The 26,261-nt window shown below is 66.7% G+C and carries 18 protein-coding genes; 14 read left to right on the top strand and 4 right to left on the bottom strand.

The window, feature by feature from the left end:
- Window positions 1-7: 7 nt before the first annotated feature.
- Window positions 8-1,690: a glucose-6-phosphate isomerase gene (pgi, locus tag BJL86_RS11515; RefSeq protein ID WP_067472506.1), complete on the bottom strand. Its 1,683-nt coding sequence runs from the start codon at window positions 1,688-1,690 to the stop codon at window positions 8-10.
- A gap of 146 nt (window positions 1,691-1,836) precedes the next feature.
- On the bottom strand, window positions 1,837-2,154 hold the full coding sequence (locus BJL86_RS11510) for a chorismate mutase (protein ID WP_067472505.1): 318 nt from the start codon (window positions 2,152-2,154) through the stop codon (window positions 1,837-1,839).
- A gap of 81 nt (window positions 2,155-2,235) precedes the next feature.
- On the opposite strand from BJL86_RS11510, the gene BJL86_RS11505 reads away from it, so the two are divergent.
- Complete coding sequence (locus BJL86_RS11505) at window positions 2,236-4,770, top strand: UvrD-helicase domain-containing protein (protein ID WP_082908374.1); 2,535 nt, start codon at window positions 2,236-2,238, stop codon at window positions 4,768-4,770.
- 57 nt (window positions 4,771-4,827) lie between these two features.
- Here BJL86_RS11505 and BJL86_RS11500 read toward each other — a convergent pair whose 3' ends face one another.
- The gene (locus tag BJL86_RS11500) at window positions 4,828-5,955 is read right to left on the bottom strand and encodes a M23 family metallopeptidase (RefSeq protein WP_231887137.1); all 1,128 of its coding nucleotides are present in this window, start codon (window positions 5,953-5,955) and stop codon (window positions 4,828-4,830) included.
- 464 nt (window positions 5,956-6,419) lie between these two features.
- Between BJL86_RS11500 and sucC the strand changes: the two genes are divergently transcribed.
- From sucC to BJL86_RS11460, 8 genes are all read left to right on the top strand, one after another.
- Complete coding sequence (sucC, locus tag BJL86_RS11495; RefSeq protein WP_067472500.1) at window positions 6,420-7,583, top strand: ADP-forming succinate--CoA ligase subunit beta; 1,164 nt, start codon at window positions 6,420-6,422, stop codon at window positions 7,581-7,583.
- Between the two features lie 16 nt (window positions 7,584-7,599).
- On the top strand, window positions 7,600-8,502 hold the full coding sequence (sucD, locus tag BJL86_RS11490; RefSeq protein WP_067472497.1) for a succinate--CoA ligase subunit alpha: 903 nt from the start codon (window positions 7,600-7,602) through the stop codon (window positions 8,500-8,502).
- 121 nt (window positions 8,503-8,623) lie between these two features.
- Window positions 8,624-10,087 carry a DUF5336 domain-containing protein gene (locus BJL86_RS17420; RefSeq protein WP_067472494.1) on the top strand — a complete coding sequence of 488 codons (1,464 nt, stop codon included), beginning with the start codon at window positions 8,624-8,626 and terminating at the stop codon, window positions 10,085-10,087.
- Between the two features lie 108 nt (window positions 10,088-10,195).
- Window positions 10,196-12,028 carry a cell division protein PerM gene (locus tag BJL86_RS11480; protein ID WP_156896127.1) on the top strand — a complete coding sequence of 611 codons (1,833 nt, stop codon included), beginning with the start codon at window positions 10,196-10,198 and terminating at the stop codon, window positions 12,026-12,028.
- 129 nt (window positions 12,029-12,157) lie between these two features.
- On the top strand, window positions 12,158-12,757 hold the full coding sequence (gene purN / locus BJL86_RS11475) for a phosphoribosylglycinamide formyltransferase (protein ID WP_197487538.1): 600 nt from the start codon (window positions 12,158-12,160) through the stop codon (window positions 12,755-12,757).
- 74 nt (window positions 12,758-12,831) lie between these two features.
- A complete protein-coding gene (purH, locus tag BJL86_RS11470; RefSeq protein ID WP_067472549.1) occupies window positions 12,832-14,460 on the top strand; it encodes a bifunctional phosphoribosylaminoimidazolecarboxamide formyltransferase/IMP cyclohydrolase in 1,629 nt (542 codons plus the stop codon).
- Between the two features lie 25 nt (window positions 14,461-14,485).
- A complete protein-coding gene (locus BJL86_RS11465; RefSeq protein ID WP_067472546.1) occupies window positions 14,486-15,298 on the top strand; it encodes a CPBP family intramembrane glutamic endopeptidase in 813 nt (270 codons plus the stop codon).
- Window positions 15,299-15,308: 10 nt separating this feature from the next.
- Window positions 15,309-15,941 (top strand): TetR/AcrR family transcriptional regulator, encoded by a 633-nt coding sequence (locus BJL86_RS11460; protein WP_331710371.1) that lies wholly within the window; start codon window positions 15,309-15,311, stop codon window positions 15,939-15,941.
- Window positions 15,942-15,998: 57 nt separating this feature from the next.
- Here the strand turns inward: BJL86_RS11460 and BJL86_RS11455 are convergent, their stop codons facing one another.
- Window positions 15,999-19,565, bottom strand: a complete 3,567-nt coding sequence (locus BJL86_RS11455; RefSeq protein ID WP_067472544.1) for an indolepyruvate ferredoxin oxidoreductase family protein — start codon at window positions 19,563-19,565, stop codon at window positions 15,999-16,001.
- A gap of 271 nt (window positions 19,566-19,836) precedes the next feature.
- On the opposite strand from BJL86_RS11455, the gene BJL86_RS11450 reads away from it, so the two are divergent.
- From BJL86_RS11450 to BJL86_RS11430, 5 genes are read left to right on the top strand one after another with little or no spacing between them, the layout of a single operon-like run.
- Window positions 19,837-21,417 (top strand): carboxyl transferase domain-containing protein, encoded by a 1,581-nt coding sequence (locus BJL86_RS11450; RefSeq protein ID WP_067472541.1) that lies wholly within the window; start codon window positions 19,837-19,839, stop codon window positions 21,415-21,417.
- A 9-nt stretch (window positions 21,418-21,426) separates the two neighbouring features.
- Window positions 21,427-23,541, top strand: a complete 2,115-nt coding sequence (locus BJL86_RS11445; RefSeq protein WP_075844980.1) for an acetyl-CoA carboxylase biotin carboxylase subunit — start codon at window positions 21,427-21,429, stop codon at window positions 23,539-23,541.
- A gap of 18 nt (window positions 23,542-23,559) precedes the next feature.
- Window positions 23,560-24,705 (top strand): acyl-CoA dehydrogenase family protein, encoded by a 1,146-nt coding sequence (locus BJL86_RS11440; protein WP_067476337.1) that lies wholly within the window; start codon window positions 23,560-23,562, stop codon window positions 24,703-24,705.
- A complete protein-coding gene (locus BJL86_RS11435) occupies window positions 24,702-25,241 on the top strand; it encodes a MaoC family dehydratase (protein ID WP_067476334.1) in 540 nt (179 codons plus the stop codon). The genes BJL86_RS11440 and BJL86_RS11435 overlap by 4 nt, the downstream gene beginning before the upstream one ends.
- Entirely contained in the window at window positions 25,238-26,104 is an 867-nt protein-coding gene (locus tag BJL86_RS11430) for an HpcH/HpaI aldolase/citrate lyase family protein (RefSeq protein ID WP_067476332.1), read from the top strand. The genes BJL86_RS11435 and BJL86_RS11430 overlap by 4 nt, the downstream gene beginning before the upstream one ends.
- Window positions 26,105-26,261: the final 157 nt, after the last annotated feature.

Below are 26,261 nucleotides of genomic sequence, written 5' to 3'. Positions count from 1 at the left end.
ATGCGGTCTACGACCGGCCGCGGGCGGAGCGGTAGGCGGCGAGCAGTGCGTCCGTGGAACCGTCGAAGGCGGCGGCGCCCTTGGTAGGGGCTGCGTCCGACGTCAGATATGGGAGTAGTTGCCCTGCCTGCTTCTTGCCCAGCTCCACGCCCCATTGGTCGAACGCGTTGATGCCCCAGATGGCGGCCTGTACGAACACGATGTGCTCGTAGAGGGCGATGAGCTGGCCGAGCACGCCCGGGGTGAGGCGCGGCGCGAGCACGGTTGTCGAGGGGCGGTTGCCGGGCATCACCTTGTGCGGGGCAAGGTCTGCGGGTACGTCCTCGGCGAGGATCTCGTCCTCGGTCTTGCCGAACGCGAGTACGCGCGACTGTGCGAAGAAGTTACTCATGAGCAGGTCGTGCATCGAGCCGGAACCGTCCGAGGTCTGCACGTCCTCGGCCGGATTCGCGAAACCGATGAAGTCGACCGGCACGAGCTGGGTGCCCTGGTGGAGAAGCTGGAAGAACGCGTGTTGGCCGTTGGTGCCGGGCTCGCCCCACCACACCTGGCCGGTGGGGTAGGCGACGTCCGCGCCGTCGAGCCGCACCGACTTGCCGAGCGACTCCATGGTGAGCTGTTGCAGGTAGGCGGGGAAGCGCGACAGGTCCTCGGAATAGGGGATCACCGCCGTGGACTGGGCGCCGAGGAAGTCCGAATACCAGACGCCGAGTAGACCCATGATGATGGGAAGATTCTCCCGCGTCGGCGCCGTGGCGAAGTGCGTGTCCATCGCGTGGAAACCGGCGAGGAACTCGTCGAACGCCTCGGGGCCCGCGGTGAGCATGCACGTCAGCCCTATTGCCGAATCCACCGAATAGCGGCCGCCGACCCAGTCCCAGAACTCGAACATGTGGTTCGTGTCGATCCCGAACTCGGCAACCTTGTCCGCCGCGGTGGACACGGCCACGAAATGCTTGGCCACGGCCGACTCGTCCCCGAGCTCGGCGACGAAGTGCCTGCGCATCGCGTGCGCATTGGTGAGGGTTTCCTGCGTGGTGAAGGTCTTTGACGCGATGACGACGAGCGTGCTCGCCGGATCGATCTCCGCGAGCACTGCGGTGAGGTCCGCCGGGTCGACGTTCGACACGTACCGGGCGCGAATGCCCGCAGTCTGGTAAGCGCGAAGCGCCTTGTCGACCATCACGGGGCCGAGATCCGAGCCGCCGATGCCGATGCCGACAACCGTGTCGATATCCCGGCCCGTGTGCCCCTTCCATTCGCCGGAACGCACCCGCTCGGCGAAGGTGCGCATCTGCGCAAGCACCGCGTGCACGTCGGCCGCGACGTCTTGCCCATCGACGGACAGCTCCTCGCCTCGGGGCAGGCGCAACGCGGTGTGGAGGACCGCGCGGTCCTCGGTGGTGTTGATGTGTCTGCCTGCGAACATCTCATCGCGTTTGCCCGCGACATCGGCGCGCTTCGCGAGCGCGAACAGCTTCGTAGCGATCGATTCGGTGATGAGATTCTTGGAGAAATCCACGTGCAGATCGCAGGCGTGGATGGTGAACTTACCGGCCCGCCCGCCGTCGGCGGCGAACAGTTCGCGCAGCGATGTGTCGGCGAGCTCGGCGACGGCATCGCCCACCGCGTCCCACTCCGGTGTCGTCGAGATATCGGTGGCTGCAGCCGCGGGTGGCTGAGCGTTCATCGCTGTTCTCCTAGCAAAGGATTCGAGGTCGCACAGGCTCGAACGGAAGGCCTCCGCGCCCTCGGCTCGCGCCCTCAACAACCCACAATAATGACGGCGGACGTACTTCGCCGGGCACGCGGGCGCAGACCGCGCCCACCTGCAACTTAACCGAGACGGCCGCGGCCGAGACGCAGCAGCAGCGAGGCGAGCATGCGTCCTTCCTCGCCGAGCTCTGAGAAGCGTTCGTAGACCTTGAGTTCCCGCGTATGCACCAACCGGGTACCGCCGGAGGCCATGCGTGTCTTACCGATGAGTCGCGACACTTCCGCGCGGCGCTTGACCGACGCGAGGATCTGGGCGTCGAGGCTGTCGATCTCCTGGCGCAGCTGCTGGATCTCGGCCTCGGACAGAGGATCGTCGGTACCCGCGGGGTCGACAGAGGCGTCGCCGTTCGGCGTGTTCTCGGAGGCGGCATCACTCATGGACTACAGCCTAATGTGCGAAAGGCTGACGCCGGAGCGAGTACCCGGAATGTCGCACCCGGGCGGTAACCTACATGCATCATGTCTCCACGCACAGACCCGAATTCCGCAGCTCATTCGTCCGCCACCGTGGCCACGTCCGCCCGGACCCAAGGCGGCAATGGGGGATCGGGCTACGTGGAGCGCCTTGTCGAGGGGCTCAACCCGCAGCAACGTAAGGCCGTGGAGCACCGTGGCGGGCCGCTGCTCATCGTCGCGGGGGCCGGCTCTGGCAAGACCAGCGTGCTCACTCGCCGCATCGCCTACCTGCTCGCCGCGGGCGGGGCGCACCCGGGGCAGATCCTGGCCATCACCTTCACCAACAAGGCGGCTGCGGAAATGCGCGAGCGTGTCGCCGATCTCGTCGGTCCGGAAGCCTCGCGGATGTGGGTCGCCACGTTCCACTCGATCTGTGTGCGCATCCTGCGCGCGCAATACGAGCTTGTCCCGGGTCGCAATTCGAACTTCTCGATCTACGACGGGGACGACGCGCGCCGGCTGCTCGGCATCATCGCCAAGGAGCAGGGCCTCGACGTCAAGAAGTACACCCCGCGGTACCTCGCCAACTCCATCTCGAATCACAAGAACGAGCTCGTCTCGCCGGAGCGGGCAATGGATATCGCGATGGAAGACGGCGACCGAAACGCGCAGACGATCGCAGCCGTCTATATCGAGTACGCCGCGCGCCTGCGCTCGGCGAATGCCTTCGACTTCGACGACCTCATCGGCGAAACGGTCGACCTACTCCGCAACAATCCTCCGGTCGCCGAATACTATCGGCGCCGCTTCCGCCATGTCATGGTCGACGAGTATCAGGACACCAACCACGCCCAGTACGTGCTCGTCCGCACCATCGTCGGCGGCGGGGCGAGCGAACAGGGCAAGGAGGAGCCGGAGTTCTCGGTTCCGCCGTCCGAACTGTGCGTCGTGGGCGATGCGGACCAGTCGATCTACGCGTTCCGCGGCGCGACAATCCGCAATATCGAGGACTTCGAGCAGGACTTCCCCAATGCGGAGACGATTCTTCTCGAGCAGAACTACCGCTCGACGCAGACGATCCTCTCGGCGGCAAACGCCGTCATCTCCCGCAACGAGGGGCGCCGTCCGAAAAATCTGTGGACCGCGTCGGACGAGGGCTCGGCGATCACCGCGTACGTCGCCGACAACGAACACGACGAAGCTCGTTTCGTCGCGGGCGAGGTCGATCGCCTCGTCGATTCAGGAGACCTGAACTACTCAGACATCGCGGTCTTCTACCGCACGAACAACTCCTCGCGCGTGCTCGAGGACATCTTTATCCGCCTGGGTATCCCGTACAAAGTCGTCGGCGGACTCCGCTTCTACGAGCGCAAAGAGGTGCGGGACGCCGTCGCATACCTCCGCATTCTGCTCAACCCGGAAGACACCGTCTCGCTCAGGCGCATCATCAACACCCCGAGGCGCGGCATCGGGGACAAGGCCGAGCAGGCCGTGGTCGCCCACGCGGACGTGCGGCAGATCGGCTTCGGTTCGGCGCTTCGCGATGCGGCTGAAGGCAAGGTCTCCGGCCTCGGGCCGCGCGCGGTCAAGTCCATTGCGGCGTTCGTGGAGATGACTGATGGACTCCGCGGACGCCTTGAGGGGGATGGGCATGCGGCTGGGGAAGGCTCGCTTCCCGATATCGGCGATCTCCTCGATGCCGTGCTCGACGCCTCCGGCTACCGCGATGCCCTGCAGGGATCGAACGATCCGCAGGACGGGACGCGTCTCGATAACCTCGAAGAACTCGTGGGAGTGGCGCGTGAATTCTCCTCGGAGGCCGCTCTGCGACGCTCTGCGGACGAGGTTCCCGGCGAATCGGGTGGAGAGGACGCGCTCGATGCAGAGCTGGACGAGGGGCTTGCGGTTCCAGGGTCGCTGGAGGCGTTCCTCGAGCGCGTGTCGCTCGTCGCCGATGCCGACGAGATTCCGGAGGATGATGCGGGCGAGGTCACGTTGATGACCCTGCACACCGCCAAGGGGCTGGAATTTCCGGCGGTCTTCCTCGTCGGTTGGGAGGACGGGCTCTTTCCGCACATGCGTGCGCTCGGGGATCCCGCGGAACTGGCGGAGGAACGCCGGCTGGCTTACGTGGGCATTACCAGGGCACGCCAGCGTCTATACATTTCCAGGGCGATGTTGCGCTCGACATACGGTCAGCCGATGACCAACCCACCGTCACGATTCTTCGGCGAGATCCCCGACAGCGTCGTGGAATGGGAGCGTGAGGAACCGCAGCGTTCGTCCTTTATCGACAGCGACTATTCCGCGCCCAGGCGATTCGGCCAGGACTCTGGCGGTTTCGGCGGAATCGGTGCGGCCGGGGCGGGCGGCAGTCGTTTCGGTGGAGGAAGCTCCCGCGGCATTCCGAAGGCCGCGCCGAAGAAGCCGGCGCTGGAGCTCGAGCTCGGGGACCGCGTCAATCACGACAAGTACGGACTCGGCAAGGTCGTGGCTGTGGAAGGATCGGGGACGACCGCCCGAGCACGGATAGACTTCGGTGACTACGGAACGGTGCAACTCATGCTGATCGGCGGCGTGCCGATGACCAAGCTGTAGCGCTCGACGTGGTCCGCATGCGGCGGGAACATCCGCCGCGCTACCGCGTGAGGGAAACTACTTCGAGCCGATGGCACTCAGGGACGGGGTGCTCGTCGCCGACGCGCCCTTCTTGGGTGCAGTGGCGCGCGGCTTGCCCGCGATCACGCCGACCGGACCGATGGTCGCGTCCCGCCCGGAGGCACGGGTCTGCCCCGAAGCGAGCGCGATGAGCTCCTGCGTGTTCTCACCCGCATCGCCGACGACGGTTGAGCGGAGGCTTTCCTCCAGACCGGGGGCGCCGGTCTCGTTGGCAGGATCGGGAACAAGCGAACCCGCGACAGAGGCGGCAATACTGGCCGGGTCCGTGGATCCCGGGAGCGCAATGTTCTCGGCGGCCTCGCCGATCGAACCGACCGAACTGAGGTCGACCCCGTTCTGGATCAGCCAGGGGAGCGGATCAACGCGCTGCTTTCCTTCGTTCTCCCACACCTCGAAATGCAGATGGGTGCCGGTTGAGAATCCGCGGTTTCCCATTCCGGCGATGTGATCGCCGGCCGAGACGCGTTGACCCTTTTCGGTGTCGATTGATTCAAGGTGACCGTAAACGGTCATCACTCCGTCGTCACCCATAATGCGCACCCACTGCCCGAAACCCTGGGCAGGGCCAGCATCGATGACGACGCCGTTGGTTGCGGCGACGATCGGGGTGTTCGTCTCGTTGGCGATATCTATCCCGCCGTGCATCTCGCCCCAGCGCTGCCCGTACCCGGAAGTGAACGTGCCCACGGCAGGTGCGACGATCTTCGGACGGCGGTCGAGTTCCTCTAAGACCTCGCGCTCGACGTTTTTCGTCTGTCCTTCGTATAAGGACGTGATGACGGAATCGTCCTGGGCCGGATCCCACTGGACCTCATCGGCGACCGGAGCGGCCTCGGCCTCCGCGGTACCGCCGGCGCGCGTCTCACCGCTGGCCAGGAACAGCACGTCAGCCTCGGATTGCGAAGCTCCGCCGACGTTGGCGCCGTTATATGCTGCGAACGACGCGCCTGCAGCGACCGCCACTACGGCCGCCCGTGACTTCATCGAACCCGATGGGCCGGGGACGCGGTGAGAAGCTGCCTTGCGGGGAGACCGTTCGGGGTCGCCAGAGTCGATGCGCATGCGCTCTGCGAGCTCACTTACATCTGTTTTCTGGCGTCCCATTACGCACCCGAGGCCTTCCCGTGATCGTTTCGTGATCACTAACAACGTCTTAACGTAGCCGCACTCGCGGCCCGGTTCAAGCTGATTCGGGACCAACGCCCACGCGCGCCCGCTTGTCTAAAAGACTTCTGCAACACGAATAACAGCGGCCACTCGTTTACCTGCTGTTTGTTTCGATAAGGGTCGGCATATGGCGATGGTCACATTCGGTTGTTGGCGATGCTTGCTTCGCGCAACCCCTCACGCCGCCGGTTCTCGCAACCGTGCACAGCTTTCCACTGTGGAGCCTGTCCGACGCGGTCGAGTAACCCCTGGTCGGTCAGCTATCGGGCGCGAGCAACGGCGGTGCCTCAGGGGGATGACAGGTCACTCGATGCGCGCATTCAGCAATGGGGTTAAAGTTGAGGCTGGACTCGGTTCCCGACCCGGTGCCGAGAAAATCAACATGTCAAGATGGTGAGCTGATGGATCTCTTCGAATACCAGGCAAAGGCTCTCTTCGCGAAGCACGACGTACCCACCACCCCCGGGCGCGTCGCGGATACTGCAGAAGAGGCAGAGCAGATCGCGCAGGAAATTGGCAAGAGCGTTGTAGTCAAGGCTCAGGTCAAGGTCGGCGGTCGAGGCAAGGCCGGCGGCGTCAAGCTGGCGGACAACCCTGCCGACGCAAAGGCCCACGCCGAGGACATCCTCGGTCTCGATATCAAGGGCCACGTCGTGAAGAAGCTCCTGGTTGCCGAGGCGTCGGATATCAAGGAGGAGTACTACATCTCCTTCCTGCTCGATCGTGCGAACCGTAACTACCTGGCGATGTGCTCGGTCGAGGGTGGCATGGAGATCGAGGAGGTTGCGAAGAACTCCCCGGATCGTCTCGCTCGGATCAACATCGACCCGACCGAGGGTGTGGACGAAGCCAAGGCGCGCGAGATCGCCGCAGCCGGCCATCTCCCGGAAGAGGTCCTGGACTCTGCGGCCAAGACGATCGCGAAGCTCTACGAGGTCTTCGTCAAGGAAGACACCACCCTCGTCGAGGTCAACCCGCTCGTGCGCACCCCGGACGACCAGATCCTCGCGCTCGACGGCAAGGTCACGCTGGACGAGAACGCCGAGTTCCGTCAGGAGTCGATCGCCGAGTTCGCCGATGCGGGCTCGACCGATCCGCTCGAGCTCAAGGCCAAGGAGAACGACCTCAACTACGTCAAGCTCGACGGCGAGGTGGGCATCATCGGTAACGGTGCCGGCCTCGTGATGTCGACTCTCGACGTCGTCGCCTACGCAGGTGAGAAGCACAAGGGCGTCAAGCCGGCGAACTTCCTCGACATCGGTGGCGGCGCCTCTGCAGAGGTCATGGCTGCGGGCCTCGACGTCATTCTCGGTGACGACCAGGTCAAGAGCGTCTTCGTCAACGTCTTCGGTGGCATCACCGCGTGCGATGCCGTGGCGAACGGCATCGTCAAGGCGCTGGAGATCCTCGGCGACGAGGCCACCAAGCCGCTCGTCGTCCGACTCGACGGAAACAACGTCGAAGAGGGTCGCCGCATCCTCGAAGAAGCCAACCACCCGATCGTGACCCAGTCCGCCACCATGGACGAGGGCGCCGACAAGGCCGCCGAGCTGGCCGCCAAGTAAGGACGAGAGACTTCACATGTCGATTTTTGTAAACAAGGACTCCAAGGTCATCGTTCAGGGCATCACCGGTGGCGAGGGAACCAAGCACACCGCGCGCATGCTCGCCGCCGGTACGAACGTCGTCGGCGGTGTCAACGCCCGCAAGGCCGGCACCACCGTCGAGCACAAGGACGCCGACGGGAATGACGTCGCGCTTCCCGTTTTCGAGTCGGTCAAGCAGGCGATGGACGAGACCGGTGCGGACGTCACCATCCTGTTCGTCCCGCCGAAGTTCGCCAAGGACGCAATGATCGAGGCCGTCGACGCCGAGATCGGACTCGCCGTCGTCATCACCGAGGGCATCCCGGTGCAGGACGCTGCCTACGCGTGGAACTACAACGTGTCCAAGGGCGAGAAGACCCGCATCATCGGCCCGAACTGCCCGGGCATCATCACTCCGGGTGAGAGCCTCGTCGGCATTACACCGGCGAACATCACCGGTAAGGGCCCGATCGGCCTCGTGTCCAAGTCCGGAACGCTCACGTACCAGATGATGTACGAGCTGCGTGACTTCGGCTTCTCGACCGCCATCGGTATCGGCGGCGACCCGGTCATCGGCACCACCCACATCGACGCGATCAAGGCGTTCGAAGAGGATCCGGAGACCAAGGCCATCGTTATGATCGGCGAGATCGGCGGCGACGCCGAGGAGCGCGCGGCCGACTACATCAAGGCGAACGTGTCGAAGCCTGTCTTCGGCTACGTCGCCGGGTTCACCGCTCCTGAGGGCAAGACGATGGGCCACGCCGGTGCCATCGTCTCGGGCTCCTCGGGCACTGCGGCAGCCAAGAAGGAAGCGCTCGAAGCGGCAGGCGTGAAGGTCGGCAAGACGCCGTCCGAGACCGCAGACCTCGCGCGCGAGGTTCTCGCCAACCTCTAAGTAGGCGGTCGTCGATGACGGGGCAGTCCGATGCGGGCTGCCCCGTTCTCATTTGCGATTAATGGTTTCGCGAGCGCTTTCCAGCTATTACGGTGGGCAAAGACTAAAGAGAAGGAGTCCCATGACTGACAATTTCGGACAGCGTCCGGCAGGTGAGCCCTCGGACGGCTATTCGCGGGATGCATTCGGAAGCGATGCATTCCCCGCCGCGACGAACGATTACGGCGATGGGTTCCGCGGCGCGCATGCTGCGGACGAAGGCCACACCTCCGGTTCGTACACGGGGGGAGCGCACTCGGATTCCTATCCGGCCGGCTACGGCTCCAACCCCGGGTATGGCCAGGGCGTCGCCGGGGACTCCTCGACGCTCGGCTCCAGCTCGGCCCCCACCTCGCAGTGGAATGCCGACTCTCAGCCGCAAGGCGGTGCCCACTCGGCTCCCGGCGGTTACCCGAGTAACGAGCCCAGCGTAAGCACGTCTTCCACGCAGTACAGCGCGCCGCAGGGCTACACGCCTGCCGCGGACTCGACCACCCAGTACAGCTCGCCGCAGGGATACACGCCTGCCGCGGACTCGACGACGCAGTTCAGCTCGCCGCAGGGCTACACGCCTGCCGCGGACTCGACCACCCAGTACAGCTCGCCGCAGGGCTACGCTGCCGCATCCGGGGCGGGTGCTTCCGCAGAAAGTTCGTCGAACGATTCGGCAGCGCTGGGTGCAGCAGCCTACGCGAGCCAGACAGCCGGTGCCGGCCAGGCTGCGGGCAGCTACGGCCAGCAACAGTCTTCGCCTAGTCAGGCGGCAACGTATGGCCCGCCTGCCGAGGCAAAGGCCCCGCTGACGATCGTTCAGTGGCTCGCGATCGGTGCGACGGCACTCGGCGCCCTCACTTTCCTCATGGGATTCCTCGAATTCCAGTCGTTCTCCGCACTCGGTGATGAGACTTCGATCAGCGGGTTCGCCGTATACCCCTGGGTGCACGGTGGCTTCCTCATCGTGGCGATCCTTGCGGGGCTGTCCATCAAGTTCAGTGAGCAGCGGATTCCTGCGTTTGCTATCGCAGCGGGTACATGGCTCGCGTTCTTCGTGTCCCAGCTCGTCGGGGCCGGCAACATCACCCCCGAGTCCGGACTCGGGTTCAGCTCGTCTACGTGGGGCTTTGGCGTCATTCTCACCCTGATTCTCGGCTTCCTCGCCGTCATCGTGCTGGCCGCTTCTGTGTTCGCGACCGACGAGATGATCGACGACTTCAAGAAGAAGTCTGCGGAGCGGAAGGCGCAGAAGGCAGAGCAGCAGCGCATCCAGCAGGCCCAGCAGGCCCAGCAAGCGCAGCAACAGCAGCAGTTCGGCGGACCGAGCCAGCAATTTGGTGGCCCGGGTCAGCAAGGCGGATACCAGGGGCAAGGCGGTTACCAGGCGCCGGGCCAGCAGGCAGGTGGTTATGGCCAAAGTGGCTACGGGCAGGCTCCCGGAGGCTACGGGCAGAGCGCCTACGGACAGCAGCCGGGTGGCTACGGCCAGCAGCCCGGCGGATACGACCAGGGCGGCTACGGCCAGCAGCCCGGAGGCTACCCCGGCCAGTAGATCTCAGGCTGGATAACGAACGGCACGCCGGTTCCCGGAACCGGCGTGCCGTTCACCATTTCCGCCCGGTCCGGTCCTTACGGTGGACGGGTGGAGCGCCAACGATCTATGAGTTCGAGAGACCGAGGGGCATCGCCGAAAATCGGCGTGCCCAAATTGTTGACGTCGGCGGTCGTTCCCGTCGGGGTCACCCTCGCTCTTCTCGTGGCCTTGACGCTTATAGCGCTGCTCGCGATGCGTCGCGAGTTCGCGTCGATGCCGCACTTCGTGTCGACGATGTGGCTCGCCGTGAATCAGGCGCCGCTTTCCGCGGACGGCGTGACGCTCAGCGTGCTTCCGCTTGTCCCGACGCTGCTCTACGGCTTTGCGGTCGCTTGGCAGGCGAGGGTCACCGCAATGCCCTATGCGCTTGAGGCCGAGGAGTCGGTGTCGAGCGCGATGCCCGGGGTGCCGACTGACCAGATGGAGGCGGCGCACAGAGCGGCGGCGTTGACCACCGTCGTCATGGTGCTCATCCCGGTGATCGTGACCGGGCTCGCGGCGACCGTGCTCGACACCGCCAGTACCGATTTCCCCGCACGCGTCGACGGAGTCGGCATAGCGTTGCTGTGGACCGTCGTCGTCAATCTGGTGTCGGTGACGGCGGGGCTCTGGTGGGCGCACGTGCGGTGGGTGCGCAAGCAAGTGCCGAATTATGTGGTCGCCGGCCTCCACATGGGCGGGGCGTTCGTCGCCGCCACGTGGGTGATCTCCGGGATCGTCGGCATCATTTTCTTCCTTATCAACTGGTCCGATCTGGGGATGCTGTTCGGCACCGCAGAGGGCGATGCCTGGGGCCTGGTGGCGTTGTTCCTGCTGTCGGTCGGCTACGCCCCGAACGTCTTCGCGCTCGGCTCCGCCGCGGTCGTCGGCGGGCAGGCCAACATCGGCGACGCCTCGGCGAGCGTGTTCACCGTGGCACCCGGCGACCTTCCGGCGCTGCCGATTCTCGCGGCCTGGCCCGCGTCGCAGCCGTCGTGGTGGTGGCAGCTCGCTCTCGTTGCGGCCGCGCTGGCAGCGGTGCTCATCGCGCGCTACAGCGCCCGATGGTTCGCCGCGACACGTGATGGCGTGTTCGCATGCCTCGTCGCCGCGGCCACCGCCGTCGTGGTGTCGGTGCTCGCGCGCTTCCTCGTCGGAGGGAATGTCGGCCTTCTCGGTAGCGCCGGCTACCCTCTCGGTCTGACTTGCCTGCTCATCGTCGCATGGATGGGTGTGCTCGGCTCAGCGACCATGGCACTGTCGCTCGTCGGAGTTGAACGAAAGCGCACCGCCGCGGCGGACAGGATCCGCCAGCGCCGCGAGCGCGTCGCCGCGAAGAACGCAGCCCACGGTGGCCAGGGCGCAGCCGCCGGAGCGGCCGGCGCGGGTGCCGCCGCCGGAGCAGCCGCCGCTGGCGCCGCGTCCGGAACCGAAGACACGACCCCCACGCATGACGGCGGAGGTGCCGACTCGCAGGGCCCCGCGTCCGCGACGGCGCAGGACCAGGCCGCGAGCGAAGCGTCCGCCGCCGATACTTCGGTAGGGGCTGCGGAGGACGCCGTACCTGCCGCCGGTGGGGCCGACGATGCCGCGTCCGTCGAGGACCGCTCGGTGCCCGAAACCACCGCCGAGGCCTCCACGTCCGAGCCGAGCGAGGGCCAGGGCGACCAATCGCCCGCCGTCGTGGAGAAGAAGGTGTTTGGCACCGAAGACTCCGAACGAGACATCACCGACGAGTTTCCGGTGATCACCGAGCAGATGCTCGCCGAGGCCGAAGCCGCCGACGGATGGACCGAGGACGCGGACGAGGCGGAGCCGGTAGGGAACCAGGGAACCGGAGTTGACGCGGGGTTCGGGGCGGAGGCCGAGGCCGGTGAGGGAAGCGACAGCGAGCCCGGCGAGGGCGAGAGACTAGACTAGGCGGCATCGCAACCCGCCATCGACAGCTTCCGCTTCGAAGAGGAGACCGCACCGCCTGTGAGTTCCACCGAAGACAACGCGCACGCGCGCCACGCGCCCGCGCCCGCGCCTCAGGAGGCGGCCCAGCAGCTGCGCATCGTCGTTCTCGCGTCCGGTGGCGGCACGCTGCTCCAGGCAATTCTCGACGCGGCGAACTCCGGATTGGCGCCGGTCGATGTCGTCGCCGTGTTCACCGATCGCGAGTGTGAGGCGGTATCGCGGGCGCAGGCGTTCGGCGTCAGGACGCAGGTGGTGCCTGTGGGCGAATATCAAGACCGCGCCGCGTGGGATGTCGCGCTGAGCGAGGCCGTTGCCGGGGCGTCGCCGGACCTGGTGGTGTCGGCGGGGTTCATGAAGATCCTCGGGCCGCGGTTCATCGACGCGTTCGCCGGTCGAACGATCAACACCCACCCGGCGCTTCTGCCGGCGTTCCCCGGCGCGCACGGCGTGCGGGACGCGCTCGCGTATGGCGTGAAGATCACCGGCTGCACCGTGCACCTCGTCGACGCGGGCGTGGACACCGGGCCGATCCTCGCGCAACGCGCCCTTGGCATCAACGCCGGCGAAACCGAAGATCAGCTGCACGAGCGGATCAAGGTGCTCGAGCGTGAGCTCATCGTTTCGACGCTCGTCGGGATCGCGGTGGGCGAAGTCGATCTCGCCGGCGCGGCAACGCGTCGGCCCGGCTAGCCGCCACGTCCGGCGTCATTCCAAGGTTTCTTGTTTCCAGCTACGTCCCGGTCCACAACGCGAAAGGCGACTCAATGTCCGCGAACTCCTCGTCCGTCCCCGAACTCACCGGCGACCCCCGCGACGCCGAGACGAAGCGCCCGATCCGTCGCGCTCTCGTCAGCGTGTACGACAAGACCGGGCTCGTCGAACTCGCCAAGGCGCTCGGCGAGGCCGGCGTGGAGATCGTCTCGACCGGGTCTACGGCGAAGCAGATCGCCGAGGCCGGGGTGGACGTGACGCCGGTCGAGCAGCTCACCGATTTCCCTGAATGCCTCGAAGGGCGTGTAAAGACGCTGCACCCGCGCGTCCACGCCGGCATCCTCGCCGATACCCGCAAGCCTGAGCACCTCGAGCAGATCGCCGAGCTTGGCGTCGCGCCGTTCGACCTGGTGATCGTGAACCTGTACCCGTTTACCGAAACCGTGGCCTCGGGCGCGAACTACGACGAATGCGTCGAGCAGATCGATATCGGCGGGCCGTCGATGGTGCGCGCGGCGGCGAAGAACCACCCGTCGGTGGGCGTCGTCGTGTCGCCGGAGTCGTACGGCGCGGTCGCCGAGGCGGTGGCCGGTGGCGGGTTCACGCTGTCTCAGCGGCGCGCGCTCGCGGCCGAGGCGTTTCGTCATACCGCAGCGTACGACGTCGCAGTGGGGACGTGGATCACCGAGAAGACCAGCGGCGACAGCGTAAGCGGTGAGGCCGTGGAGCAGTCGGAGTTCCCGGTGTGGACAGGACAGTCGCTGCAGCGCAAGGCGACGCTGCGGTATGGGGAGAACCCGCACCAGTCCGCCGCACTGTACACCGACGCGGCGGCAGCGCCGGGGATCGCGCAGGCGACGCAGCTGCACGGCAAGGAAATGAGCTTCAACAACTACCAGGACGGCGACGCCGCGTGGCGAGCCGCGTTCGATCACGCCGAGCCGTGCGTGGCGATCATCAAGCACGCGAACCCGTGCGGGATCGCGGTCGCGGGCGATGTGGCCGCGGCGCACCGCGCGGCGCACGCCTGCGATCCGCTGTCCGCGTTCGGCGGCGTGATCGCGGTGAACCGCGAGGTAACGGTCGAGATGGCCAAGCAGGTCGCAGAGATCTTCACCGAGGTGATCATCGCACCGTCGTACGAGGACGGGGCCGTGGAGATCCTGCAGGGAAAGAAGAACATCCGGATCCTCACCGCGCCCGTGCCCGAGGAGCGGATCGAGCGCAAGCAGATCACCGGCGGCGCGCTACTGCAGTCCCGCGACGTACTCGACGCCCCGGGCGATGTCGCCTCGGGCTGGACCAAGGCGTGCGGCGAGGACGTGTCCGACGAGGTTCTGCGCGACCTCGTGTTCGCGTGGCGGGCCGGACGTGCGGTGAAGTCGAACGCGATCCTGCTCGCCTCGGGCGGCGCCACGGTCGGCGTGGGGATGGGTCAGGTCAACCGCGTCGACTCCGCGCACCTCGCGGTGCAGCGGGCCGGGACCGAGCGTGCGGCCGGCGCCGTGGCGTCCTCGGATGCGTTCTTCCCGTTCGCCGATGGGCTCCAGGTTCTTATTGACGCAGGGGTGAAGGCGGTTGTCCAGCCGGGCGGATCCGTGCGTGACGGCGAGGTGATCGAAGCCGCAGAGAAGGCGGGGATCACGATGTACCTCACCGGGGCGCGCCACTTCTTCCACTGAGGCGCCAGCGAGTTCGGATCTCTCTATGTTCCAGCCCAGCCAGGACCAACGTTTTCCCGCCGGCGGCGGGCTCCAGCAGCCGGCGCGGGTAGCCGCGACCGTGCAGGCGCCGACGTGGGGTCCTGCTTCTGCGCGCTGGTCCTCACCGCTCGGCGGGAAGTTCGGCGTGCTTGCCGTCCTCAAGATCATTGCGCTCGTGGTCGGCTACTTCGCCGCGCTGATCTTCGCACTATTTGTGGTGTCCTTCGTACGGGATGGGGCGTCGACGACGGCTCTGTTCATTCTCGTGCTGCTGGGCTCGTCCGTGGTGATGGGCATCGGTATGTGGGCATTCGTCGTGTCACCGCTCGGTGGGCGTTGGGACGTGATCGGCTGGCGGCCGCCAGCGCGGTCGATGTGGAATCTCCTGTGGCAGATACCGCTGGTCATCGTGTCGGCATTGGTCGTGCAGATCGCAGTCATCGCTCCCTTTACATCTGCAGAGCCGGCGCAGGGCTCGGTCGAGGACGTGCTCGTGGGGACGTCCCTGCCGGTCGTGGCGATCGGCGTCATCCTGATATGCGGCGTGGTTCCGGTGTGGGAGGAGCTGTTCTTTCGGGGCGTCGTGTTCGGGATGATCCGCACGCGGCTCGGCCGGTGGGGAGGTGCCGCGCTCGCCGGTTGCGCATTCGCAATCGTTCATCTCGTGGCCGTTGGCTTCCCGTATCTCGCCGTTATCGGGTTCAGCCTGTGCATCATGGCCGAATGGTATCGGTCGGTCGTGCCTGGGATAATTCTCCACTCGGTTAATAACGCCTTAGTGGCCATCACCTTGTTGACCGCTGCGGCAGCAGGGTAACGTGGCGGGTGTGATCAGGAGCACAAGGAGCGCGTTACAGGCCGATAGCGAGGACGAAATACGGCTCACCCCGCGGGCGCGGGCGAAGGCGGAGCGGCGCGAGGAAATCCTCACGGCAGCTTCGAAGCTGATGTCCAAGCACGGTTTTCGAGGCGTCCGGCTCGACGATATCGGCCAGGCCGTCGGTGTGTCCGGCCCAGCGATGTACCGCCACTTCTCCTCGAAAGAGGACTTGCTCATGGAGATGCTCACCGACATTTCCGAGCGGCTGCATGCCGCCGCGGAGGCCGTAGTCGCGTCCGAATCGGATCCGGCTGCGCGCCTCGAGGGGCTGATCGCGGTGCACGTCGACTTCGTCATTACCGAGCCCGCTTTGATCTCCGTGCAATACCGCGACCTTGAGGTGCTCCCGGAATCCGCGCGCCGAAAGGTGCGTTCGCTCCAGCGCCAGTACCTCGACATCTGGACCAAGGCACTCCAGGGGCACAACCCCGCGCTCGACGACACCTCGGCGCGCATCCGCGTCTCCGGCGGCATCGGGCTGCTCAACTCGAGCCCGCGTTTTCCCCGCGCTCCGCGCGAATACCTGCGCCACTTGCTGACGGCGATGGTCCGCGCTTCGTTGACCGCCGAGGCCGAGTAGTCCGCGCTCCGCGGACACTCGGCCTCGGCTCCGTCATCTTGGGCCGCGACTTATTGCTCAGCCGGCGAAGAGTTCCGCAGTGCGCTCCGCCATCTCCGTGCGGTACTCGGCGGCGTTGTGCTCCTTGATCTCTTCGTAGCCGCGCACCATGTCTGGCAACTCCGCGGCCGCAGCAGCCCGTGCGAGCCACATGGCGTCCGGGCGTGCCGCACGCATGTGGTGGACGAGTCGGTCGACGAACACCTCGTACTCGGCGAGGATCTCGCGTTCCAGCTTGCGCGCCTCGGTGCGGCCGAATACGTCGATCTTCGTGCCGCGAAGTCGCTTCGCCTTGGCAAGACCGACGAGCGCGGGCCGGGCCCAATCGCCGAGCGCGATCTTGTTCCTCATCCCCATTGCGCGCAGGAGCGGCGGATGGAGGCGAACCGCCATCTTCGCGCCCTCGCCGAAATCCTCTGTGATCTGCGCGGCGAATTCCGGATCGATGGCGAGGCGGGCGACCTCATACTCGTCCTTGTAGGCCATCAGCTTGAACAGGTAGGTGGCGACGGCCTCTGCGAGCACTGTCGATCCCGGCGAGACAGCGTCCTCGGTGCGCCGCACTGATTCGACGCGGTCCGCATAACGCTGCGCGTAGCGCGCATCCTGGTAGGCGAGCAGCTCCGGTACGCGAACGGTGAGAATGTCTGCGAGACGGTTGCCGCTCGACTCGACGCTCGCGAGGATTGCGCGTTCCTCACCCGAAAGCACGCGGGGTGTGGGAGCCGGATGCAGGCGCTCGACTTCCGCGGTGACTGCGGCGGGGTCGGCTACCGCCTGGCGGCCGCGGCGGAAGGATTGAATGTTGCGGTCCACCGCGACGCCGTTGAGCTCGATCGCGCGCTCGATGGACTCCGCGCTGATGGGCAGCGCTCCGGACTGGTAGGCGGCGCCGACGAGCACCATGTTCGCCGCCGACGTATCCCCGAAGAGCTGCGTGGACAGCTCCATCGGGTCGAGCGCGACGACGCGGCGCGAACTTGCGCCGATCCGTCCGGAGACCTCGGAAGCAGCGGGGTAGGAGGTCCGCGTGTCGATGACCATCTTGCCGGTGGGGATCTTCGCGGTGGACAACACCGAGACGGTGCGTTCGGGCGAAGCCACTTTGAGGTTGGTCTGGTCCGCGCCCACGAGACCGTCGGCGCACAGATACAGATCGCAGCTCGCGGTCGCGACCTTCGCGGCCTGCGGCAGCGGCGTCCCGGCGATCTTCACGTCCGAGACCACGGCGCCGCCCTTCTGCGCGAGCCCGGTCATATCGAGGGTGCGCGAATGCTTGCCGTCAATCACTGCGGCCGTGGCGAGAACCGCGGACACGGTGACGACCCCGGTTCCGCCGATGCCGGTGATGCGCATGGAGAAACCAGCGCCTCCGCCGTCATACTTCTCCGGGTTAGGCGCGGGGAGGACGGCGGCGTCCAACGTGGCGGCACGCGCGGTGGGCACCTTCTTGGTCTCGCCCGGGGTGACCGTGACGAACGATGGGCAATCGCCTGACAAACAGGAGAAATCGAGATTGCAGGAGGACTGGTCGATCTGGGTCTTGCGGCCGAACTCGGTATCGACGGGGTGCACCGAGAGGCAGTTCGACTTCTTGCCGCAGTCGCCGCAGCCCTCGCAGATCCGCTCGTTGATGACCACCCGCTGGGTGGGCGTGGGGAAGGCGCCGCGCTTGCGCCCTCGGCGCTTCTCGGCCGCGCAGTGCTGGTCGTGCACGAGCACGGTGACCCCGGGGACGGCGGCGAGTTCGCGTTGCACCTCGATCATGTCCGCGCGATCGCGGACCTCGACACCTGCGGGAAGGCCGAGATGGCGAGTGCGCTTTTCATCGTCGGTGGTGACGATGATCTTCGCGACCTTCTCCGCCTGCAGCATGCGCAGCGTCTCGACCAGCGATTTGCCGCCGACCGCGTCCTGCCCGCCGGTCATCGCGACCGTGCCGTTGAACAACAACTTGTAGGTGATGTTGTCCCCGGCGGCGACGGCCGCACGGATCGCGAGTGAGCCGGAGTGGTCGAGGGTGCCATCGCCCAGGTTCTGCACGAAGTGGCGCTCGCCGACGAACGGGGCCATGCCGATCCACTGCGCTCCCTCGCCGCCCATCTGCGTGACGCCGACGACATTGCCGACCTGCTCCTCCGGCTGTAGCAGCACCATTGCGTGGCAGCCGATGCCGGCTCCGACCAGGGTGCCATCGGCCGTCTTTGTCGACGCATTGTGCGGGCAGCCACTACAGAAGTAGGGGGTGCGCTGGATGAGGGGGAGCTCGATGCGCGTGGGACGACGAGTTTCGGTGTCGAGCCAGCGCTGCGCGGCCTCGATGTGGTGAACTGCGCCGAGACGGTGGGCGAGACCGCGGGTCACCGAATCGATGTCGAGCTCGCCGAAACGGGAGAACAATGTGGAGCCATCCTCGTTGGACTTGCCGCGCACGTTCGGGTTGTGGGGGCGGTCGTAGAGGATCTCGCGGATCATGGTTTCGATGAAGTCGCGCTTTTCTTCGACGACGATGACCTCGCTGAGCCCGTCGACGAAGCGGAAGAGCATCTCGCGCTCCATCGGGTAGACCATGCCGAGCTTGAGCAGGCGGACGCCGCGGCGATGGAGTTCCTCCTCGTCGAGCCCCATGCGCAACAGCGCCGAGCGCACGTCCATATACGTCTTGCCGGCGGCGACGATCCCGATACGGTCGTCGGGTGTGTGGGTGATGAGCTTATTGATGCCGTTGATCCGCGCATACTCGAGGGCCCGCGGGATGCGGGTGGTGAGCTGATTCTGCTCGAGCTCCATGAGATTGCGTCCGAGCAACTTCCCGCTCGGAACGTGCGGGCTTTCGCCGAGAGGCTCGAGGACTGGAGTGATGCGGTCGGGGGATACGACGGCAGTCGACGATCCGTCGGCTACGTGCGCGGAGATCTTCAGCGAGGTCCACAGTCCGGAGGCTCGCGACATGAGTGCGGCGTGCACGCCGAGGTCGAGTATGTCCTGGGAATCGGCGGGGTAGAGGATCGGCATGTACATGTCGGCGAGCGCCATCTCCGAGGCGCAGGGGACAGTCGAGGATTTGGCGCCCGGGTCGTCGCCGACGAGGGCCACCGCTCCGCCGCGGGACCCGGTGCCGATGAGGTTCGCGTGCCGCAGGGCGTCGGTCGCGCGGTCGAGCCCCGGCGCCTTTCCGTACCAATAACCGACGACTCCGTCGAGCGGGCGTGCGGCGGAATTCGGGGTCGAGGCGAGCGTGCCGGCGGTGCCGGCGAGCTGCGAGCCCATCACGGTGGTTGCGCCCAATTCCTCATTGACGGCGGGGCGATGGTGCACATCGAAGGGGTCGAGGAACCTGTGGGCGCGGCGGGAGATCTCGAGATCGTATCCGGCCAGTGGTGAGCCCTCGTACCCGGAGATCATCGAACCGGTGTGGAGCCCGAGGCGGCGATCGATGATCGCCCGATCGCGAACCATGCGGACCAGCGCGGAAATGCCGGACAAGAAGATCGTCCCGGATTCGCGGGTGTAGCGGTCCTCGAGCGAGAAGTCGCCGAGGTGCTCCGCGTCGCTGTGCCGATGGGGGCCGAGTACTGAGGTCATGGGGGTCACCGAACCGTTTCGTATTCATCGTTGTCGCGCACGGCGGGAGCGCGTCGGGGGTGGTGACGCGCTCCATGCGCACTTCGCAGGTGCGGATGCGCAACTGCGTGTGATCCAAAACATACCCAATCGATGTGAACTGCGCCACAACTTCTGATTCGGTGGACAATTGTGAGGGGTATCACTACTATCGAATTACAGTTAATCGAAAGTAACCGAAGTTGGGTTCGGGGAGACCTGGACTCGACCGGAAACGGTCAGGGGACGAGGAATGGCTTCACGCACGCCCGGTGAGAACCGCACGGCGCACATCGAACTCCTCGAAGAACTGCGCGCCGCGCGCGAGGAGGTCGCCGCCGGCGGCGGGGAGAAGGCGCGTACGCGCCACATCGAGCGGGGCAAGCTGCCGGCTCGCGACCGCATCGACGGTCTGCTCGACCCGGGTAGCCCGTTCCTCGAAATCGCGCCGCTCGCCGCCTACGGGATGTACGAGGGAAAGGCACCTGCTGCGGGGGTGATAGCAGGTATCGGCCGCGTCTCCGGGCGCGAATGCCTCATCATCGCCAATGATGCGACGGTGTCCGGTGGCACCTACTATCCGGAGACCGTGAAAAAGCATCTCCGCGCGCAGGAGATCGCCGCGATGAACCACCTGCCGTGCATCTATCTCGTCGACTCCGGCGGCGCCATGTTGTTACAGCAGGATCAGGTGTTTCCCGATCGGGATCACTTCGGCCGCATATTTTTCAACCAGGCGCGGATGAGTGCCCAGGGAATTCCACAGATCTCCGCCGTCATGGGCTCGTGTACCGCGGGCGGCGCGTACGTACCCGCCATGAGCGACGAGGCGGTGATCGTGCGGAACCAGGGCACGATCTTCCTCGCCGGTCCGCCGCTGGTGAAGGCGGCCACCGGGGAGGAGGTCACCGCGGAGGAGCTCGGCGGCGGCGACCTGCACGCGAAGACTTCCGGCGTAGTCGACCACCTCGCGGCGGACGACCAGGACGCCCTCGCCAAAGTTCGCGACATCGTCGCCACGTGCCCGCCGCCGGGTGACGCCGAGTGGGATGTCGTCGACGCGGTGGCGCCGGCGAGGCCGCAGACCGATCTCTACGACCTTGTGCCCACCGATTCGCGGACGCCGTACGACGTCCGCGAGGTCATCTCTACAATTGTTGACGGCGGGGCGTACTCCGAATTCAAGCCGGAATACGGCGCCTCGCTCGTGACTGCATTCGCGCGCATCGACGGCCACCAGGTCGGGATCATCGGTAATAACGGCGTGCTGTTCTCAGAGTCGGCGCTCAAGGGCGCGCACTTCATCGAGCTGTGCGATCGGCGAAAGATCCCGCTGGTGTTCCTGCAGAACATCACGGGATTCATGGTCGGGCGCCAATACGAGGCCGGCGGAATCGCGAAGAACGGGGCGAAGATGGTTACCGCCGTCGCCTGCGCGCGCGTGCCGAAGTTCACGATCATCATCGGAGGCAGCTTCGGCGCCGGCAATTATTCGATGTGTGGGCGGGCGTATTCGCCGCGCTTTCTGTGGATGTGGCCGAACGCGAGAATCTCGGTGATGGGCGGACCGCAGGCCGCCGACACACTCGCCACGGTGCGGAAAAACCAGGTCGAGCGCTCGGGAGGCGAGTTCACCGACGCCGAATACGAGGACTATGCGAGCCCGATCCGCGAGCAGTTCGAGAGCCAATCGAGTGCCTACTATTCGACGGCGCGCATGTGGGACGACGGGATCATCGACCCCGCCGACACCCGAAAGGTTCTGTCCCTCGGCCTTGCGGCCGCCGCCAACGCGCCGCTGGAGCCCATCTCCAACGGCATCTTCCGGATGTGATGTGACCTCATGACTGTAGAGACAGACCACTTCTCTTCTCGCCCGGTTGCCGGGGCGAGCGGCTTCGACACGGTGCTCGTCGCCAACCGCGGGGAAATCGCCTGCCGAGTGATCCGGACGCTGCGCGAAATGGGCATCCGCTCGGTCGCGGTGTACTCCGACGCCGACCGCGACGCGAAGCACGTACACGCCGCTGACGTCGCCGTGCATATCGGCCCGGCGGCCGCCAGCGAGTCGTACCTCGTGATCGACAAGATCCTCGCCGCGGCCAAATCGACGGGCGCGCAGGCGATCCACCCGGGCTACGGGTTCCTCTCCGAGAACGCCGAGTTCTCCGCCGCATGCGAATCCGCGGGCGTCGAGTTCATCGGCCCGGCGGCGTCATCCATCAGGGAAATGGGCGACAAGATCTCGGCCAAGGCGGCGGTATCGAGCCGCGACGTGCCGACCGTGCCGGGGATTTCGCGACCGGGGCTCACCGATCCAGAGCTCATTGCCGGCGCCGAAGAGGTCGGATTCCCGGTGCTGATCAAGCCCTCGGCGGGCGGCGGCGGCAAGGGCATGCACCTCGTGCACGAGGGCTCGGAGCTGCCCGCAGCGCTGCAGACCGCGCGGCGCGAGGCGGCGAGCTCGTTCGGCGACGACACGCTGTTCATAGAGCGCTTCGTCGACACCCCGCGGCACATCGAGGTGCAGATCCTCGCCGATGCCCATGGCAACGTCATCCACCTCGGCGAACGCGAATGTTCGCTGCAGCGGCGCCATCAGAAGGTCATCGAGGAGGCGCCGAGCCCGCTGCTCGATGCCGCCACCCGCGAGCGCATCGGCGCCGCCGCCTGCGATGCGGCGCGCTCGGTCGGCTACCGCGGGGCGGGCACCGTCGAGTTCATCGTGTCCGCGCACGCGCCGGACGAGTTCTTCTTCATGGAGATGAATACCCGGCTGCAGGTCGAGCATCCGGTCACCGAAATGGTCACCGGCGTCGACCTTGTCGAATGCCAGGTCCGCATCGCGGCGGGCGAGGAGCTTCCCCTCTCGCAGGAGGAAGTCTCGCTACGTGGGCACGCAATCGAGGCGCGCGTCTACGCCGAGGACCCGGCGCGCGGATTCCTGCCGACCGGCGGCACGGTGCTCGCGCTCGATGAGCCCTCCGGCGACGGCATCCGCGTCGACTCGGGATTGCGGCCCGGCACCGTCGTCGGCGGCAATTATGACCCGATGCTGTCGAAGATCATCGCGTGGGCGCCGACCCGCGACGCAGCCCTGAACAGGCTGGATACCGCGCTCGCCGCCACCCGCGTCGACGGCGTGGGTAGCAATCTCGACTTCTGTCGATTCCTGCTCGCGCAGCCGCGGGTGCGCTCCGGAGAACTCGACACCAACCTGCTGGACCAACTCGTCGCCGATGACGGCAGAGGTGCCGGATACGCGCCGCCGTCGGTGCCCGCGGCGGCCTTCGCGGCCGCGTGCCAGGCGATCGAGTCCGCGCAGGAGCCGAGCCGCGCCCGCGGCCATGCCGGTTTCGATGCAGGCCGCGGCTGGCGACTCGGGGGACCGGCGGAATACATCGCCCGCTTCGAGGTCGGGGCGGCCGCGCCGGTCGTCGCGCGGCTCCGGGCGGACGACCCCGAACGACTCCTGCCCGGCGCGCTCGGCCTCAACCGCAGCGGCGAGGTGGACGCCCCCGCCGAGGAGACCTTCGAGGTCTACGTGCTCGGCGGCCCGACCGAGTTCCGCGTCACGTGCGCCAGCGTGACGACCGAATTTCGGGCGACGCTGCAGCGCGAACCCGGAGGCGATGTGCGCGCGGTGTGGGTCTCTAGCGACTCCGGTAGCTGGACTCTCCAACTCCTGCCCACCCGCGTTCCGCGCGACGCGATCGACGCGTCGAGCGACCGCGCGATCACCTCGCCCATGCCTGGATCGGTGGTCGCGGTCCACGTCTCGGACGGCGCTGAGGTTGCCGAGGGCGATGCCGTCCTGGCCGTCGAGGCGATGAAGATGGAACACACGCTGCGCGCGCCGGCCGCCGGCGTCGTGAGCCTCAAGGTGGCCGCAGGCGAGCAGGTCGGGGCGGATGCGGTGCTCGCCGTCATCGATAACGAAGACGAAACACAAAAGTAGAGGACAAGGGAATTCACCATGGCTGAGCTAGAAGGCGACTACGCCGAGCTGAAGAACACGGTCGCGGACTTCGCGGACAAGGTCGTCGCGCCACAGGCCGCGGAGAACGACCGCGAGCACCGGTTCCCCTACGACATCGTCGCGCAGATGGGGGAGATGGGGCTGTTCGGGCTTCCGATCCCCGAGGAATACGGCGGCATGGGCGGCGACTACTTCGCCCTCGCCCTCGCCCTCGAGGAGCTCGGCAGGGTCGACCAGTCCACGGCGATGACGGTCGAGGCCGGAGTCGGGCTCGGCATGATGCCGATCTTCAAATTCGGCACCGAGGAGCAGAAGCAGACGCTGCTTCCGGACCTCGCGGCCGGCAAGGCGCTCGCGGGATTCGGGCTCACCGAACCCGATGCCGGTTCGGACGCCGGCGCCACCAAAACCACCGCGAAGCTCGACGGCTCCGAGTGGGTCATCAACGGCGCCAAGCAGTTCATCACGAACTCCGGCACCGACATCACCAAATTCGTCACGGTCACGGCGGTAACCGGCGAGCGGGAGAACGGCAAGAAGGAGATCTCGACGATCATCGTGCCGTCGGGTACGGAAGGATTCGTCGCCGAGAAGGCCTACGACAAGGTCGGTTGGAACGCCTCGGACACGCACCCGCTGAGCTTCTCCGACGCCCGCGTGCCCGAGGAAAACCTGCTTGGCGAGCGCGGCCGCGGCTACGCGAACTTCCTGTCGATCCTCGACGAAGGACGAATCGCCATCGCCGCCGTATCGGTAGGCGCGGCCCAGTGCTGCGTCGACGATTCGATCGCCTACGCGCGCGACCGCAAGTCCTTCGGGCAGCCGATCTCGCAGTTCCAGGCGATCAGCTTCAAGATCGCGCGGATGCAGGCCCGCGTCCACGCGGCCCGCCTGGCCTACTACGACGCCGCGCGGCTCATGCTCGCCGGTAAGCCGTTCAAGTCCGAGGCCGCGATCGCGAAGATGATCGGCTCCGAGGCTGCGATGGACAACGCCCGCGACGCGACGCAGATCCACGGTGGCTACGGCTTCATGAACGAGACCCGCGTGGCCCGCCATTACCGCGACTCGAAGATCCTCGAGATCGGCGAGGGCACCACCGAGGTCCAGCTCATGCTCATCGCGCGGGGTCTCGGGCTGTGAGCGCGGGGGAGGCACACGGCACCGGCGGCGAGGTCGAGGTCGTTCGCGAGGTCGTTCAGCGCGGGCTGTGGTTCGAGGAATTCGAGGTCGGCGCGCTATACAAGCACCGCCCCGGTCGCACCATGACCGAGGCCGACAACGTCCTGTTCACGACCCTGACGATGAACACGCAGTCGCTCCACCTCGACGCCGCGTGGGCAGCCGAGCAGCCGGGCTTCGGCGGCGAGCGACTGATGAACTCGATGCATACGTTCTCTACACTTGTAGGGCTCTCGGTCGCGCAACTCACGCAGGGCACGATCGTCGCGAACCTCGGCTTCTCCGAGGTCTCGTTTCCGGCGCCGGTGTTCCACGGCGACACCCTCTACGGCGAGACACTGTGCGTGGGCAAGCGCGAATCGCGCTCGCGGCCCGGCGAGGGCATCGTCTCGCTCGAACACATCGGGCGCAATCAACACGGAGAAGTCGTGGCCAAGGCAGTGCGCAAGACGCTCGTGCGGTGCAAGCCTGACGTCGGAGAAGGTGATCCGTCATGACCGATCGGCACCCATGGCAGCCGCCAGGCCCCGCGCTGCTGTTCTGCCCCGCCGACCGGCCGGAGCGGTTCGCGAAGGCGCTCGACCGCGCGGACGGGGTGATCCTCGACCTCGAGGACGCGGTGGCGCCGGAGAACCGGGGCTCCGCGCGCGAGGCGCTTCGCGCGGCCGCCGCGGACCTCGACCCCGGCCGCTACATGGTGCGCCTCAACGCCGTCGACACCCCGGACTTCGCACCGGATGCCGAGGCGGCGAAGCAGATGGGCGCGTCCGCCGTCATGCTTGCCAAGACCGAATCTGCGGAGGACGTGCGCGCGGCTGCGGAAGCGAGTGGAGCGGACGTGATCGCGCTGTTGGAGACACCGCGCGGCGTCGTCAACGCCACCGAGATCGCGGCAACCACGGGATGCGTCGGAATGATGTGGGGTGCCGAGGACCTCGTCGCAGCGATGGGCGGGTCAACCTCGCGGTTCCAGGCAGAAGAGGCCGAGCTCGGGCGAACGGCGAACGACTACCGCGACGTGCCGCGCCACGCCCGTTCGGCGGTGGCTCTCGCGGCGGCCGCTTTCGGCCGGTTCGCGATCGACTCGGTGCACCTCGACATCGCGGACACGGGTGGTCTGCGCGCGGAGGCCGTGGACGCGGTCGCTCTCGGCTACGCCGCAACCGCGTGCATCCACCCGTCGCAGGTCGCCGTGATTCGCGAGGCCTACGCCCCGCCGGCCGCGGAGGTGGAGTGGGCGCAGAAGGTGCTCGCCGCCGCGGAGAAGAGCGGCGGCGTGTTCACGCTCGACGGACGCATGGTCGACGGTCCCGTGATCGCCCAGGCGCGCGCGACGATGCGGCGCGCCGCCGTCTCCTGAGCCGACCTCTCTCGCGCGGCCGGTGGTTCGCGGTCGCGGGCGCCCTCCACTTTCGGTGGATGGCCGGACGTTTCGGACCGGACTATGGTCTAGGTCACAATCGCAATTGTGCCAAGTGGGTCGCGCCGGTGCGCGGCCCGGACCTATTGGGGGAACC

The sequence above is a fragment of the Dietzia timorensis genome, from assembly GCF_001659785.1.
GTDB classification, from domain to species: Bacteria; Actinomycetota; Actinomycetes; order Mycobacteriales; family Mycobacteriaceae; genus Dietzia; species Dietzia timorensis.
This window is presented reverse-complemented; position numbering and strand designations above follow the sequence as displayed.

Excerpts from the sequence above, each read along its gene's own strand:
- pgi (WP_067472506.1), bottom strand. The coding sequence starts at position 1,690 with ATGAACGCTCAGCCACCCGCGGCTGCAGCCACCGATATCTCGACGACA.
- BJL86_RS11510 (WP_067472505.1), bottom strand. The coding sequence starts at position 2,154 with ATGAGTGATGCCGCCTCCGAGAACACGCCGAACGGCGACGCCTCTGTC.
- BJL86_RS11505 (WP_082908374.1), top strand. The coding sequence starts at position 2,236 with ATGTCTCCACGCACAGACCCGAATTCCGCAGCTCATTCGTCCGCCACC.
- BJL86_RS11500 (WP_231887137.1), bottom strand. The coding sequence starts at position 5,955 with ATGGGACGCCAGAAAACAGATGTAAGTGAGCTCGCAGAGCGCATGCGC.
- sucC (WP_067472500.1), top strand. The coding sequence starts at position 6,420 with ATGGATCTCTTCGAATACCAGGCAAAGGCTCTCTTCGCGAAGCACGAC.
- sucD (WP_067472497.1), top strand. The coding sequence starts at position 7,600 with ATGTCGATTTTTGTAAACAAGGACTCCAAGGTCATCGTTCAGGGCATC.
- BJL86_RS17420 (WP_067472494.1), top strand. The coding sequence starts at position 8,624 with ATGACTGACAATTTCGGACAGCGTCCGGCAGGTGAGCCCTCGGACGGC.
- BJL86_RS11480 (WP_156896127.1), top strand. The coding sequence starts at position 10,196 with ATGAGTTCGAGAGACCGAGGGGCATCGCCGAAAATCGGCGTGCCCAAA.
- purH (WP_067472549.1), top strand. The coding sequence starts at position 12,832 with ATGTCCGCGAACTCCTCGTCCGTCCCCGAACTCACCGGCGACCCCCGC.
- BJL86_RS11465 (WP_067472546.1), top strand. The coding sequence starts at position 14,486 with ATGTTCCAGCCCAGCCAGGACCAACGTTTTCCCGCCGGCGGCGGGCTC.
- BJL86_RS11455 (WP_067472544.1), bottom strand. The coding sequence starts at position 19,565 with ATGACCTCAGTACTCGGCCCCCATCGGCACAGCGACGCGGAGCACCTC.
- BJL86_RS11450 (WP_067472541.1), top strand. The coding sequence starts at position 19,837 with ATGGCTTCACGCACGCCCGGTGAGAACCGCACGGCGCACATCGAACTC.
- BJL86_RS11445 (WP_075844980.1), top strand. The coding sequence starts at position 21,427 with ATGACTGTAGAGACAGACCACTTCTCTTCTCGCCCGGTTGCCGGGGCG.
- BJL86_RS11440 (WP_067476337.1), top strand. The coding sequence starts at position 23,560 with ATGGCTGAGCTAGAAGGCGACTACGCCGAGCTGAAGAACACGGTCGCG.
- BJL86_RS11430 (WP_067476332.1), top strand. The coding sequence starts at position 25,238 with ATGACCGATCGGCACCCATGGCAGCCGCCAGGCCCCGCGCTGCTGTTC.